The following is a 13,833-nucleotide window of genomic DNA, read 5'->3' as shown; positions in this document are numbered from 1 at the left end:
CGCCTTGATCATGTTCTTCGACACCTGACCGGTGGCCAGCTTGGTGAAGTACCGGGACTCGATCTCCAGGGCGGTGTCGAAATCGACGTAGGTGCCCTCGAACGCGGTGGCCATGATGGCCTCCGGTGCGGGCATCGGTGCGCCCTTGAGCTGCTTGCGCAGGTTCGCCGGGAAGGCCGGCGCATTGGCGGCCAGCGTCTTGTCGATCGGCGAACCGCCGGGGATCTCGAACCCCTTGACGTCCCAGGGCTGCACGGCCTGGTCCGGGTTGGCCTTGATCCACGCCTTCGCGGCCGGGACCAGCTCGTCGACGGTGCCCACCAGCTCGTTGACCAGGCCGGTCTTCTGCGCCTTGGCCGGGGCCATCTGCTGCCCCTGCAGCAGCACACCCATCAGCGCGCCCTGCAGACCGAGCATGCGCACGGTGCGGGTCACGCCGCCGCCTCCGGGCAGCAGACCGAGCGAGACCTCGGGCAGACCGATCTTGCTGCCCTTGACGTCGGCGGCGATGCGGTGGTTCGCGGCCAGCGCGATCTCCAGGCCACCACCGAGTGCGGCACCGTTGATCGCGGCGACGACGGGCTTGGGCAGCTTCTCCAGGCGGCGGAGGTCCTTCTTGATCGCCTGGACGTTGTCGAAGACCTGCTGTGCATCGGCCTTGGTGGCCTTGCGGATCTCGGTCAGGTTGCCACCGGCGAAGAAGGTCTTCTTCGCGGAGGTGAGCACCACGCCGGTGATGTCCTCGACCTCGGCCTCGAGCCGGTCGAGGGTCTCGGTCATGGAACGGCCGTACAGGTCGTTCATGGTGTTTGCGGAGCTGGTGGGATCGTCCATCGTCAGTACGACGATGCCGTCGGCGTCCTTCTCCCAGCGGATCATGTTGTCAGACATGTTTTTTGCGTCTCCTGTAGTTCCGGCGGGCGTCAGATGCGCTCGATGATGGTGGCCGAGCCCATACCGCCGGCGATGCACAGCGTGATCAGGCCGTAGCGGCCACCGGTGCGCTCGAGCTCGTCGAGCACGGTGCCCACCAGCATGGCGCCGGTCGCACCCAGCGGGTGACCGAGCGCGATCGCACCGCCGTTGACGTTGACCTGCTCACGGTCGAGCTTGAAATCCTTCATCCACTTCAGCACCACCGACGCGAAGGCCTCGTTGAGCTCCCAGACGTCGATGTCCGCGGGGGTCAGTCCGGCCTTGGCCAGCACCTTCTCGGTGGCCGGGGTGGGTCCGGTGAGCATGATCGTCGGATCGGCACCGGTGGACGCGGTGGCCACGATCCGGCCGCGCGGGGTCAGGCCCGCCTTCTTGCCACCGGCCTCGTTGCCCACCAGGACCAGCGCCGCACCGTCGACGATGCCGGAGCTGTTGCCGCCGGTGTGCACGTGGTTGATCTTCTCCACGGTGTTGTAGCGCTGCAGTGCGACGGCGTCGAAGCCGCCCATCTCACCGATCACGGTGAACGCCGGGCGCAGCTTGCCGAGGTCGGCGGCCGTGGTGCCGGGGCGGCGGTGCTCGTCGTTGTCGAGGACGACCAGGCCGTTCTGATCCTTGACCGGCACGACCGACTTGGCGAAGCGTCCCTCGTCCCAGGCCTTCGCGGCGAGGTCCTGCGACTGCGCGGAGTACTCGTCCACATCGTCGCGGGTGAAGCCCTCGATGGTGGCGATCAGATCGGCACCGATGCCCTGCGGCGCGATGTAGTTGTCGTAGCTGTACTGCGGGTCGTAGAACAGTGCGCCGAAGTCCGAGCCCATGGGCACCCGCGACATCGACTCCACACCGCCGGCGAGCACCAGGTCGTCACCGAGGCCGGAGCTGACCTTCTGGCCGGCCATGTTGGTGGCCTCCAGGCCGGAGGCGCAGAACCGGTTGATCTGCACGCCCGCGACGGTGTCCGGCAGACCGGCCACGATCGAAGCGGTACGGGCGATGTCGGAGCCCTGCTCGCCGACCGGCGAGACCACACCGAGCACGATGTCGTCGATCGACGCGGGATCGAGCTCGGGATTGCGGTCGCGGATCTCGTCGATCAGGCCGACCACCAGGTCGGTGGGCTTGATGGCGGTCAGCGAGCCGCCCTTGAGCTTGCCACGCGGCGTGCGGATCGCCTCGTAGATGAATGCGTCAGACACTTGGTCTTCCCGTCCTTTCGAAGAAGGTGTTCCGAGCCCCACGTCGAAGGCGTGAAGCTGTCACCGTTACAGGCTAACCGCCCATAGCTTAGTTGGAAAGATTTGCACGTAGATCCCCTCGTGGAACGTGATTCATCGGCTATCGTTACGTTAACCATGAGCGCCATCCGCACGCCGGGTACCCGCCTGCGCCCCGAAGCACGACGTCGTCAGCTGGTCGACGTCGCGACCGGCCTTTTCCTCGAGCGCGGCTACGGGAACGTCTCGGTGGCCGATATCGCTCGCGCCGCCGGGATCAGCGGTCCGAGCGTGTACCGGTACTTCCCGGACAAGGAGTCGATCCTCGCCGCCGCCATGCGTTCGGCGGTGGACGAGATGGCCCGGATCACCGATCAGGTGCTCGCCGGCGCGGATGCGACTTTCAGCGATCTGGCCTCCGCGGTGATCGCGATGGCGGTCTCGGATCCGGGACCGCTGGCGCTGTGGCGGTGGAACCGGCGGCACCTGACCGCCGCGCAGGCGCAGGAGATGATCGCGGCCAGTGAGGCGGTCCTCGGGTCGTGGACCCAGGTACTGCGCCGCGACCACCCCTACCTCGCCGACGACGACGCCCGAGTTCTGGCCTGGGCGGCACTGGCGGTGGGCGGATCGGTACCGCCGAGCCGCGGACGGATCGGGACCCGCCGATACCGGGGCGAGCTGGAACTGGTCACCGCGCGGGTGCTCCGGGCGGTGCCGTCGAAGGCCCCGGCACTGCCGGCCCCCGGCCCTCGCCGCCTACCGGTGGTACGCAGCGACGAGATCCTCGACGCCGCATCGGAGTTGTTCTTCTCCCGCGGTTACAGCACCGTCGGAATGGACGATATCGGTGCCGCCGTGGGGATCTCCGGCCCCAGCGTGTACGGGCATTTCCCGTCCAAGGCGTCCATCCTTGTGGGTATCGCCGGGCGCGCGCGGGCCGCACTGGAAGTGGGTGTGGCCGGCGCCGCCGCGACCGCCGACGGTGATCCGATCGCCGAACTCCGGGCGCAGGTGCGCTCGTACGCCTCGAACCTGGTGTCCAGCACCGATCTCGCGGTGGCTTTCACCGTGGGCCGCGAGGTGGTGATCGAGTCCGGCGGCGAGGCCGCGCTGGCCGCACAGAAGGCGTACGTGGCCAGGTGGGTGGCGCTGCTGGCGCAGGGCCGCGGCCTGGACGCCGCGGCCTCCCGGATCGCCGTGGGCGCCGCGATGACCATCGCCAACGACTTCGGCCGTACCCGGCGCCTGCGCCGCCGGCCGCGCTTCTACGACGAGCTGGTCTTCCTGATGGACGCCGCACTGGACATCTGATCGCGGTCACGACGGAGCCTCCGGAGCATCCGGGCATCGGCGAATCCGACTGCTCCAGCGGCTGATTCGACCGTCGCCCCCCCGGTCGATCAACAACTCGGCGTGTTCCAGGCGCACCGCCTGCTGATAGCGCAGCGGATCGTCCCGGAGGCGGAACGATCCGGTCACCAGCGGTCGATGTGCAGCACGTCGTCGAGTGGACGGCGCGGTGCGGCTTTGAAGTCGGTGCCCCTGGTGTAGGCGACGGGCAGCAGAACGCCCTGACGGATGTCCTCCGGCAGGCCGAGGATCTGCGCCACCTCACGCTCGTACCGCAGGTGCAGGGTGGTCCACGCCGACCCGAGGCCCCGTTCACGCAGAGCCAGTGCGAGGCTCCACGCGGCGGGCAACAGCGAACCCCACAGGCCGGCTTGGTTGCCGTCGGGCAGAGCGCCGCCGGGCACCTCGATGGCACCGATCACCAGCGCCGGGACCCGGTCGAGCACCTCGGCGAGGTGGGTCGCGCTGGAGGCGACCCGCTCCGCGGTGGCCGGGTCCTCCGGCGGCTCCGCCGCCTGCGCCGCCGACGTGGCCTGCGCGTAGGCGTGGTAGGACCTGCGGTAGTACTCGGCGATGGCCCGCTTCTGCTCCGGATCGGTCACCACGATCCAGTGCCAGCGCTGCGCGTTGCTGCCCGACGGTGCCTGGAGCGCCACCCGCAGCGCGTCGGTGATCACCGCCGTCGGCACCGGACGTTCGAGGTCCAGGCGCTTGCGGACCGATCGGGTGGTGGTCAGCAGTTGATCGGCGGTCAGATCGAGGTGCTGCGGCTGCTCACTCATACCCGGTTCAACGAGCCCGACCGGCCGTCGTGTTCCCCCGCTTCGCGCGATCGAGGACGGCCAGTGACTTCTTCGCCGCCGCGAGCTCGGCCTGCAGCGCCGCGACCCGGTCGGCCGCGGCCTCGCGCGCAGCGGACAGCACCTCGCCGACCGCCGACTTCGCATCCTCGTCGGCCAGTCCGGCCAGCGCCTTGTGCACCGCTGCAAGCGGAAGCTCCTGTGCCCCCGCGGGTTTCTGGGCGTTCCTGCTCACCTTCAGTGAAGCGGTGTTGTCGGCGCCGACATGCACCGTGATCGACACGGACCGAGCCGTCCCGGCCCGCTTCCCCGGTGCTTTCCCCGGTGCCTTCGCCTGCGCCGCACCGGAGGCCTTCGCCGGTGCGGCAGCGGGCTTGCGCCGCGCGAGGGGCTTCGCCTGTTTGGTGGCCCGCAGTTCCCCCGCCTCGTACGGCAACCGGTCGTCGATCCCGGCGGGTTTGACGGTCACCGTCGTCCCGGAGATCTCGACGATCCGCGCCGACGCACCCGCGGCCAGTCCCAGGCCGGGGACCGCCTCGATCAAGTAGACCAGGGGCTTCTTCCCCGCCTCCAGCGCCTCACGGTAGCGCTGCAGGTCATCGGCGGTCAGCGTCTGTTCGGCCATCAGTGAGCGCCTTCCGGTCCGGTCATTTGATCCCCTTCACGAGCGCCGGGAGAACCTGACTCTCAACGGTGTCGATCGCGAGCGGCCCACCGTACAGCAACGCGTCCACCCCGCTGTTGCGGTCCACGATGATCACCGGCGCACCGTAGGTCAGCGACGACGGCAGTCCGTCGTAGCCGCCGTTGCCCGCGGCCGGATCGGTCCGCGCCACCAGCACCTTGTCGACCTCCCGGGAGTTCACCACCTTGTACAGGTCGGAGGACCCGACGATGGACCACGCCGATCCCGGGGTGCTTCCCGGCGCCTGCATGGAGAATCCCAGCTGGCCGAGGAGCTGGAACGCACCCGCCGAATCACCCGCGACCGAGGTACTCGTCCCGTCGAAGTGCACCACGTCGATCTTCTTGCCGCTGAACGCCGGGTTCGCCGAGCGCAGGGCCGTGATCCTGGACTCGTACTTCTCCCGGACCGCAGTGGCGCGGTCCTTCGCGCCGAGCGCCTGCGCGATGTACGAGAGCTGGTCCTGCCAGGTCCAGCCGGTTTTGGCGGAGCCGGGTGCGGTGATCGCCCGCCCGCCGGCCACGGATTTGAGATCCTTGACCGCCTGTGCCGCAGCCGGGTCGGTGTCAATGATCAAGTCCGGCTTGGCCGCTTCGACGGCCGAGCGGTCCGGCCGGACGGCGGTCCCCGCCGAGGTCACGTTCTTCAGCGCCGGCACCCAGGAGGGCAGTTCGGACTTGGGGCCGTTCGCTCCGGCGACCACGTCGAAACCGAGCGCGGAGACGATCTCCGCATCGCCCGGGCCGAGAGCGACGATCCGCGACGGGCGGTCGTCGATCCTGGTCTCACCGTTGGCGTCGGTGATCGTCCTGGGGCTCCAGGCGTCGAGCGCGGGAGCGTCGCCGCTGTCGTCACCACCGAGCAGGACCACACCGAGCACCGTCGCCAGCACCAGGACCAGCGCGACCGCCCCACCGATCAGCGCAGCGGTGCGCCTGCGGCGCGGTACGGCCGCGATCGCCGCCTGCGGGCTCTGCGCGCCGGACTGGAACCGCGTGCCCGGCTGGACCTGCGCACCCGGCTGGAACCGGCCGTCCGGCTGGAACGGCCCGCCCGGCACCGTCGCCGGATTCGACGGGTTGGACCGCATCGGCACGGGGTACGGCCCCTGCGGCGGCAGCGGCGGCAGCGTCGCGGGACCGGACGCACCCGGTGCCCGCCGGGACGCGGCCGCGAGGGCGTCGGCGAACTCGCCGGCGGTGGCGTACCGGTCCGCCGGGTTCTTCGCGAGACCGCGCGCGAGCACGAAGTCGACCTCGGGCGAGAGATCGGGCCGCTTGAGCCGGATGCTGGGCGGATTCTGGCTGATGTGCGCGAGGATCAACTGTCCGGAGACGGTGCTGGTGAACGGCGGTGCACCGCTGAGCAGCACCACGGTGGCACAGGCCAGTGAGTAGACATCGGCGCGGTGATCGACCGGGTCGCCCAGCAGTGCCTCCGGAGCGGTGTAGGCCAGGGTCCCCACCACGGTGCCGGTCTGGGTGTGCTGGCCGACCTCCGTCTGCGCCGCACCGATCCCGAAATCGGCGAGCTTGACCTGCTCACCTCGCCGACCGGGGTCGACGAGGAAGTTCGCGGGCTTCACATCCCGGTGCAGAATGCCGCGCTGATGGGCGTAGTCCAGGGCATCGGCGACCTGCTCCACGGCGGCGACGGTGCGATCGAGGGTGAACGGACCTTCACGCCGGACCGTCTCGGCGAGGTTGCCGCCCTCGACCAGTTCCATGGCGATCCACAGGTGACCGTCGGTCTCGCCGCGGTCGTAGACGTCCACGATGTGCGGGTGTTTGAGCGCGGCGATCATGTCGGCCTCGCGGTCGAATCGGGCGCGCACCGACGGATCGGAGGACATCTGCGATTGCAGCACCTTCAGTGCGACGGACCGGGGCAGCGTGCGGTGCCGCACCCGGTACACCGTGCCCATGCCACCGGTACCGAGCACCGACTCGATCACGTACCCCGCGATCGATTCACCTGGTTCGGCGACCACGTAGACACCTCCGTTCCCTGCGGTACAGCGTAGAAAACGTACCGCGATGAAGGCTCAGCGCCACTCAGTGTGAGCCGGTGGGAGGCTCGTCCGGTTGTGGGTGCTCTCCGCTGCGACCCCACCGCGGGGCGCTCGCGGGACGCATCGGCCGGCGCTGCCGGCCGTCTGCGTCACGGTCCGGCGCGGGTCGCACCCAGCGGTCCCCGCCCAGTTTCCGCGGTACACCGCTGCCGCGTTCGTACGGACTCGGCGGCAGTGGCCTGGCCGGTCGCGGCGCCCGCGGCGCACCGGGATCGGACGGCGGGGGCACGGGACGGGTCGGCTGCACCGGGTGGATCTGCTGCACGGGGCTGATCGGCGGTGCAGCGGCCGCAGCGCGCACCGGCCGGGCGGGCTCGGCCGGTGGTACCTGTCGCGGGATCCGGGGCACCTGCATCGTCCGGACCGCGGCGGGCGCCGGCCCGGTCGCGAGGTCGCAGTAGCGCAGTTCCTCGTCGGTCGGGTTCAGCACCACCTCGAACGGTGGCCGCTCCCCGATCCGGATCAGCACCTTCGATGCGCCGATCTGCGACACCAGGACGTCCGCGTTGAATCCCGCGACCGCCCCGGGCGGGTGCAGGGTCAGCAGCGTCCGCTCGGGCACCGATTCGGCGCGGACACCGTCGAAGACGGTGATGTCGGCCGAACGGCCGGGAGCGCCGTCGGCGATGCGGAAGCGGGACGGATCGGCCAGGGTCGCCACGAGCGTCGCCCACTGCTGCGGGCGATCGGTGTGCACCAGCACCGAGGCGCCGGCGCCCACCGACCGCAGCAACACCAACTGCAGAGGGATCAATTCGGTGGCGAACTCGATGCGCAGGGTATCCGGCACCGGCGAACCGTCGAACAACGGCAGGGCCACGGCATCCGATCCTGAGATCCCCCATACCGGCCCGGCCGGCCCCACCGGGATCTGCACATCCGCCACGTCGGTGAGCGATGCCTCGGGCAGATCCGTCACGCTGGAACCGCCGCCGGGCAGGGTGGCCCTGGCCAGTTCGGCCTGCCGCCCGGGAACCAGCAGAAGCGCGTCGTCGAGGTCGTCGATGATCGGGACGGTGGTGTCGTAGCGGACCACACCGCTGATCCGCACCGGGGCCTGCGCGCTCGCCTTCCGCAGCCGCAGCACCACCGCCGTCGTCTCGCTGTCGAGACCCCACCAGCGGTCCAGCCGCTCGGTACTGGTGCGGTCGGGGTCGATCAGATAGGTGGTCGAGACACCGGATTCGTGTTCGAGGAACCGCCAGCGCTCGGTACCCGCCAGCGGATCAACACCGTAGGTCATCAGCGGCACCAGGGTGCCGAGCTCGGTCGCGGGCAGGGCCCGGGCGCGGATCATCCGTTCCTGCAACCGCTGTTCGAGCCGCCGCGTCGCGGCCATCAGCGCCTTCGGGCCGGCTGTGCGGGAGGGTCCCCGCCGCACGATCCCGTCGAGGTTCCTGCGGGTGTCCACCCGCAGGATCAGCCAGGTCGAACGCTGCGCCATCGCGGAGTAGAAGCGCACGCCCTGCGCATAGGACGCGCGGTACGCCGGACCGGGAGGCACGCGCCGGCCGGACGAGACCACGTCGATGTCCACGTCCAGGCCGTACTGCGTCATCATCGACGCCAGCAGGTCCAGCGGGACGGTGTCGGCGGCGTGGGCCCGCCCGTCACGCAGGCGGGTCTCCGACGGGTCGGCGGTGAGTTCGATCGCCGAGACCAGTTCGAAGCCGTCGCCCTGGCGCACCCCGCACCCGTCCACGTCGATCACCCGGCCGGGGATCGGCCCACCGGGCCGCCGCCGGCGCCGCAGGTAGCGGTACCGCGCGCCGATCCACTCGCTGAGCACCGACCCGCGGGCACTGACGAAGGCGATCAGCACCGCGAGCACCACGATCGTGATCACCGCCCACAGCGGCATCCGCCCCTGGGCCAGTGCCACGAACAGCGTCGCGAGCACGGCGCACACCAGGGCGCGGCGCAAGGTGATTGAGACGCCGACGCGGCGGCGCAAGCGGGCGATCTCCGGGTGGGTGACCGGCGCCGGTCTCTCGCCGGTCATCGGGTCCTCCCGGTCCGGCCGGGTCGGATCACCGCGATCGCACCGCCCAGCACGATCAGCGCGATCACACCGGTGCCGGCGACGATCGCGGCGAGTCGCCGCGGCCGGGTGTCCGGCGCCGGCGGCGGCGGCGGGACGAGTAGCCGGTCCACCGACTGCGGATCGATGTCGGCGTCGAGTTCCGGGACCTTCGCGGTGAGCGCTGCCACCGGATCGATCAGGCCCCGTCCGACCTTGTTGTCTGCACCCCGGGCCGGACCGTGTGCGGTGGCGACGATCCGCGCCGCGACGTCCTTCGCTTTGAGCTGCGGGTACCGCGCGCGCACCAGTGCCGCGGTTCCGGCCACGTAGGCGGCGGCGAACTCGGGACCGGCGAAGGGCACCAGCGTCTTCTCCGCCGGGATGCCGTTGACCACCCCGTCGCCACCACGGGAACTGAGCGAGACCAGCCCGGAGCCGGGTGCGGCCACGTCGTTCCACGGCGCGTTCAGGGAACCCGGTAGCGGGGTGCCCTCGGCGGTAGTGGCGCCCACCGAGAGCACCTGCCCGTCGAACCAGTTGGGGGTGGCGATGGTGGTCACCTGCCGCCAGCCACGGGGGTCGTCCGGCCGGGCCGGGTCCGGATCGGGATTGGCCTTGCACTCGGTGGCTCCGACGGTGCCGCCCTGCCGGTCCGTGGCGCCGGCGCCGGCCACCACCAGCGCGTCCTTGGCGTACAGGGCGTAGGCCAGGGCGCCACCGATCTCCCGCTGCCGGAACTGGCTATCGACGGCCATGCACACTGGGGCGGGAATCACGATCACCTTGGCGCCGCGGTTGGCGGCGCGAACCACCGCGCGGGCGATGCTCCGGGCATCGACGGCGGCGCGGCCCAGGTTCGGATCGGAATCGTCGGCCGGGGTGTTCTGCAACGAGAATCCCGCCGAGTTCACCCGGACCGACATGATCCGCACGTCCGGCGCGACACCGACGAACCGGTCGCCGGCCGCGGGCTGTGCGCCGATGATCCCGGCGACCAGGGTGCCGGTGGAATCGCAGTCCACCAGTCCGTTGTCGGAGGCCACCATGTTGTCGCCGGCACCGTCGAGGCCGCGTAGCCGCGCCTGCGGGCGCACCCCGGTGCTCAGTACCGCCACCGTGACACCGGCGCCGGTGGAGAATCGGTGCGCCTCCTCGATCCGCAAGGTGTTCGACGGTGCGGGCGGCGCCGCCAGATTCGATGCCGGAAGCACTCCCGGGTCCACGCAGCGCGGGTTGTTGCTGCGCAGCGGTCGTTCCGGGCCGTCGTTGCCCGACGGTGCCGCACCGATATCGGCGATCGGCGGCACCACCGCACGGGCGGTGGCCGGGGAGAACGCGCCGGTGGTGACGACGGTGACGGAGACGGCCGCTGCTGCCACAGCCCTGACGATCAGGTGCACGGATCCACTACCCGCCACTACCTGAGGAACGACAGATCGAGTTCACGCATGAACGCGAACAGCCTGGTGGACCACAGGGCGAGCATCACCACGGCGAAGATGGCCACCTTCTCACCGGTCTCGATACGGCCCAGCATCCGAGCCGACAGCGGTCGGGTGCGGGCGTCCGGATCGGCGCTCACACGGTCCGCGAGCAGCAGGGCACCGGCGCCGAACGCGACCAGGGCCGCGGCACCCACCACGATCACCACCAGCCGCGCCGGAGCGGTGTCCACGGCAAGTAACAGTTCCACCGCCAGGCCCGCGGCAACGACGAACCCGGCCACGAAGAAGACGCACGCGTGCACCCGATCGTCGAGGGTGCGGCCGCGGAGTACGCAGATCACCGAGACCAGGGCCGCGAGCACCACGGCGCCCCAGAAGTAACGGTTGCCGGGCACCGGCATGGTCAGCGCCGAGACCGTGAGGATCCCGGCGATCGCCACGTAGAAGCCGGTGAGCAGCTTGGCGGCGGTACGGGCCTTGCGTTCGAGACCGGTGTCCTCCTCGGACCGGGCCAGCTCGGTGGTGCTCTCGTCGTCGAAGGTGTCCACGTGGTAGGCCGCGTCGAGTTCCGCGCGGTCGATGTCCTCCCCGGGAGGGGGCAGCGGGTCCGGTCGGACCCGCGCCAACAGCAGCGCCCAGCCCTGGGCCCAGTTGGCCAGCAGCAACGCCGCGATCACTCCGATCGCGGGGATCGCGGGCCGCTCCAGCGGTGTGTACGCCAGCAGCGCGGACGCCGCCACCGCCGCGGCCGCCACCAGGCTCAGCCCGGCGAGGACAGCGGCACCGAGCCCACTGGCCCGGCCCAGCACCACCATCGCGATCAGCGCGAACATCGCCCCGGTGAGGACGTTGGCGGCGGTGAAGGCACCGTCGGCGCCTCCGTCCGGGGGGATGAGGACGAACCCGGCGGTGAACAGCACCGGTGCCGCCGCCACCTGCAATGCGTAGGCGACCTGCCGCGACCGGTATTGGCGGTCCGCCGAGACCGCAGCGATGGCCACCGCCGCGGAGGCGATCGCGGCTACCGGGAACCACCACAGCGCGCTCGATTGCGCATGCCAGGCGATCAGCACCAGGACCGCGAACACCGTGGCCGCGGCGACCAGGGCGATCAACCCGAGCGCGCGAGCGGTGGAGGTCTCGAAGCGGTGGAACCGCTGTCGGCAGAACTCCTGGATCGCATCGGCGGTGCTCTCGATGAGCGGCCGGAAGGTCTGGGTGGAGAAGGTCTCGGCGAGGATCAGCCGGTCACCGTCGAGCACACCGGAATCGGCGAGCGATTTGTCCCGGGCCAGCGGTGTTCCGCCTTCGCGGGCGAAGGTCCAGGCGCCGGTTGTGGAGAAGTCGTGGTCCGGGAAGATCTGCTCCAGCCCGGGGATCACCGAGTCCATCACCACCGACAACCGGCGGCGGGCCAGCAGGCTCCGCTCGACGGAGTTCTCTCCCACTTCGACCAGCACGCGCACCTGTTCGGGGACGGCGGACCGTCCGGCGACACTCTGCTCCGGGCCGGCGGAAGCCTGCGATGCGATCGGGAAGACCATCGCGCGTCAGCGTCCTTCGTTCGTCCGCGCCTGCTGGAGCTCGGCCAGCTTCTGGGCGGCCGGCGGCTCGTAGCCGGAGTTGAAGCCGTCCGCGAGGTCCGCGGCGAGGTTCTCGAACGCCCGGATCGTGCGCTTGCGCATCAGGTCGAGGTCGATCGGCTGGTCGGAATCGAGATGCGGGTCGTACGGGATCTCGTGCACCCGCAGCTTCTGGCCGGCGCGGAACAGTTCGTCGAACTGGTCCACCGAGACGCTGCTGCGCTTCTTGGTGTGGTTGATCACCACGATGGTGTTCGCGAGCAGGCCGTGCCAGCCGTGATGACGCAGCCAGTCGATGGTGGCGGCCACCTTCCGCACACCGCGGGTGGTCGCGGAGGCGGGCAGGATCAGCGCCGAGGAGATCTCCAGCACGCCGGTGCCGGTCTGGGTCTGCAGGCCGCCCCCGGCATCGACCAGCGCCAGGCTGTAGTGCGGGCGGAAGATCGAGTACAGGTCCAGCACGTCGTCGTAGTCGGCGAAGTCACGACCGTTGAACCGCCACGGGGTGGGTAGCACGTGCATGTTCGTCGCGGTGACGGCCAGGTGCTTGTCCACCTGGTTGCGGTCGGACAGATCACTCTGCTGGATCAGGGTGCGGGCGGTCGAGCCGCCCTGATGCCATGCGGTCACCTGGTCGAGGTCGCCGCCGTCCGGATCGAGGTCGAGGGCGACCACGTTGTCGGCGCGGGTGCGTTCGAGGATCTGACCGAGCACCCCCACCAGTAGGGTGCCGCCCGCGTTATCGGCGAACACGCTGGTCACATGGAAGCGGTGCTTGGGCACCCGGATCCGGTGCACCAGTTCGGCGTGTTCCTGCTCACCGGCGCTGGGCCCCACGTCGAGCCCGATCCACTTGAGCCAGGCGCGCCAGCCCTTGACCCGCACCGCCGAGTCGGAGAACCGGATCTGCTGGTTGAACGACGACGACGCGGTGGACATCGGTGCCGACATCGGCGACGGCTGTTCGCCCATCGGGCGCATCGGCGCCTGCATGTGCTGCGCGGCGGCGGGAATCCCCTGCTGCGGGACTCCGTTGTGGCCGAACGGCTGCGGCATCGGCGGGCGGTGCAGCTGCCCGGGCACGTGCTGGCCCGGGAACTGCCCGTTCTGCGGGCCGGGCCCGAAGGTGGGCTGCTGCACGCCCGGGTGGGGCGCGAAGCCGTTCGGCCCACCGTGCCACTGCTGGGGCTGCTGCGGAACCGGCACTGGCGACGGCGCGCCGGGCGCCCGCTCGGGCTCGGGGACCGGCGCGACCGCCGGGGTGGCCGGCTCCGGCTCGGCGGGGCCCTGCTCGACGGGGCCCGGCTCGGCAGCGGCGGGCCCGTCCGGGGTGGAGGCCTGGTTCTCCGGTGCGGGTTGCGGCGCCGGACGCTCGACCTCGCGGGCCTCGGCGCGCTCGTCCACCACCGCCGGGTGCTCCATGGTGGGGCGTTCGTCGCCGAGCAGTATCACCGGTCCGGCGGGCGCCGACGGTGCGGCGGGTCCACCGCCGGCGGTGGGAGTGGGCTGGTCGTCGGCCTCGTCCGCGTCCGGGAGATCGGGCTCGTCCCAGTCACCGGTCCGGGGCCCGGCGGGGCCGGCAGTCGGGGCGGCGGGACGATCCGGGCGGATCACCGGCGCAGCGGCCTCCGGGGTGGGCAGCACCGCCGAATCGTCGCCCTCCGGTGCGGCCTGCGGCACGAACGGCACCTGGATGTTCGTCGCTGCGTCGCTCATGGAC

General features: G+C 70.8%; 10 protein-coding genes. 1 reads left to right on the top strand and 9 read right to left on the bottom strand.

The features are described 5' to 3' along the window. Positions 1-891: enoyl-CoA hydratase/isomerase family protein (locus tag ACYVHG_RS13060; RefSeq protein ID WP_461167889.1), on the bottom strand; the 891-nt coding region annotated here is incomplete at its 3' end. Between the two features lie 32 nt (positions 892-923). Then, on the bottom strand, positions 924-2,135 hold the full coding sequence (locus ACYVHG_RS13055; protein ID WP_461167888.1) for an acetyl-CoA C-acetyltransferase: 1,212 nt from the start codon (positions 2,133-2,135) through the stop codon (positions 924-926). A gap of 156 nt (positions 2,136-2,291) precedes the next feature. On the opposite strand from ACYVHG_RS13055, the gene ACYVHG_RS13050 reads away from it, so the two are divergent. Continuing rightward, positions 2,292-3,467: a TetR/AcrR family transcriptional regulator gene (locus ACYVHG_RS13050; protein ID WP_461167887.1), complete on the top strand. Its 1,176-nt coding sequence runs from the start codon at positions 2,292-2,294 to the stop codon at positions 3,465-3,467. Between the two features lie 164 nt (positions 3,468-3,631). On the opposite strand, the gene ACYVHG_RS13045 is transcribed toward ACYVHG_RS13050, so the two are convergent. The 7 genes from ACYVHG_RS13045 to ACYVHG_RS13015 all read right to left on the bottom strand — a co-directional run bounded on the left by ACYVHG_RS13045 (position 3,632) and on the right by ACYVHG_RS13015 (position 13,829). Next, positions 3,632-4,288 carry a nitroreductase family protein gene (locus ACYVHG_RS13045; protein ID WP_461167886.1) on the bottom strand — a complete coding sequence of 219 codons (657 nt, stop codon included), beginning with the start codon at positions 4,286-4,288 and terminating at the stop codon, positions 3,632-3,634. Between the two features lie 7 nt (positions 4,289-4,295). Continuing rightward, positions 4,296-4,931 carry a DUF6319 family protein gene (locus tag ACYVHG_RS13040; RefSeq protein ID WP_461167885.1) on the bottom strand — a complete coding sequence of 212 codons (636 nt, stop codon included), beginning with the start codon at positions 4,929-4,931 and terminating at the stop codon, positions 4,296-4,298. A 22-nt stretch (positions 4,932-4,953) separates the two neighbouring features. Continuing rightward, on the bottom strand, positions 4,954-6,981 hold the full coding sequence (locus ACYVHG_RS13035; protein ID WP_461167884.1) for a protein kinase domain-containing protein: 2,028 nt from the start codon (positions 6,979-6,981) through the stop codon (positions 4,954-4,956). A gap of 64 nt (positions 6,982-7,045) precedes the next feature. After that, positions 7,046-9,064 carry a type VII secretion protein EccE gene (gene eccE / locus ACYVHG_RS13030; protein ID WP_461167883.1) on the bottom strand — a complete coding sequence of 673 codons (2,019 nt, stop codon included), beginning with the start codon at positions 9,062-9,064 and terminating at the stop codon, positions 7,046-7,048. Next, a complete protein-coding gene (gene mycP / locus ACYVHG_RS13025) occupies positions 9,061-10,464 on the bottom strand; it encodes a type VII secretion-associated serine protease mycosin (protein ID WP_461167882.1) in 1,404 nt (467 codons plus the stop codon). The genes eccE and mycP overlap by 4 nt, the downstream gene beginning before the upstream one ends. A gap of 38 nt (positions 10,465-10,502) precedes the next feature. Next, positions 10,503-12,074 carry a type VII secretion integral membrane protein EccD gene (gene eccD / locus ACYVHG_RS13020; protein ID WP_461167881.1) on the bottom strand — a complete coding sequence of 524 codons (1,572 nt, stop codon included), beginning with the start codon at positions 12,072-12,074 and terminating at the stop codon, positions 10,503-10,505. Positions 12,075-12,080: 6 nt separating this feature from the next. Further along, the gene (locus tag ACYVHG_RS13015; RefSeq protein WP_461167880.1) at positions 12,081-13,829 is read right to left on the bottom strand and encodes a P-loop NTPase family protein; all 1,749 of its coding nucleotides are present in this window, start codon (positions 13,827-13,829) and stop codon (positions 12,081-12,083) included. Between the last annotated feature and the right edge of the window lie 4 nt (positions 13,830-13,833).

This window comes from Tsukamurella serpentis (assembly GCF_054780975.1).
Note: the sequence above shows the minus strand (reverse complement) of the source record. Positions and strands in the feature narration are given on the sequence as shown.

What these genes read in the sequence shown, in the direction of transcription:
- ACYVHG_RS13050 (WP_461167887.1), top strand. Translation starts at nt 2,292, where the DNA reads ATGAGCGCCATCCGCACGCCGGGTACCCGCCTGCGCCCCGAAGCACGA.
- ACYVHG_RS13045 (WP_461167886.1), bottom strand. Translation starts at nt 4,288, where the DNA reads ATGAGTGAGCAGCCGCAGCACCTCGATCTGACCGCCGATCAACTGCTG.
- ACYVHG_RS13040 (WP_461167885.1), bottom strand. Translation starts at nt 4,931, where the DNA reads ATGGCCGAACAGACGCTGACCGCCGATGACCTGCAGCGCTACCGTGAG.
- eccE (WP_461167883.1), bottom strand. Translation starts at nt 9,064, where the DNA reads ATGACCGGCGAGAGACCGGCGCCGGTCACCCACCCGGAGATCGCCCGC.
- eccD (WP_461167881.1), bottom strand. Translation starts at nt 12,074, where the DNA reads ATGGTCTTCCCGATCGCATCGCAGGCTTCCGCCGGCCCGGAGCAGAGT.
- ACYVHG_RS13015 (WP_461167880.1), bottom strand. Translation starts at nt 13,829, where the DNA reads ATGAGCGACGCAGCGACGAACATCCAGGTGCCGTTCGTGCCGCAGGCC.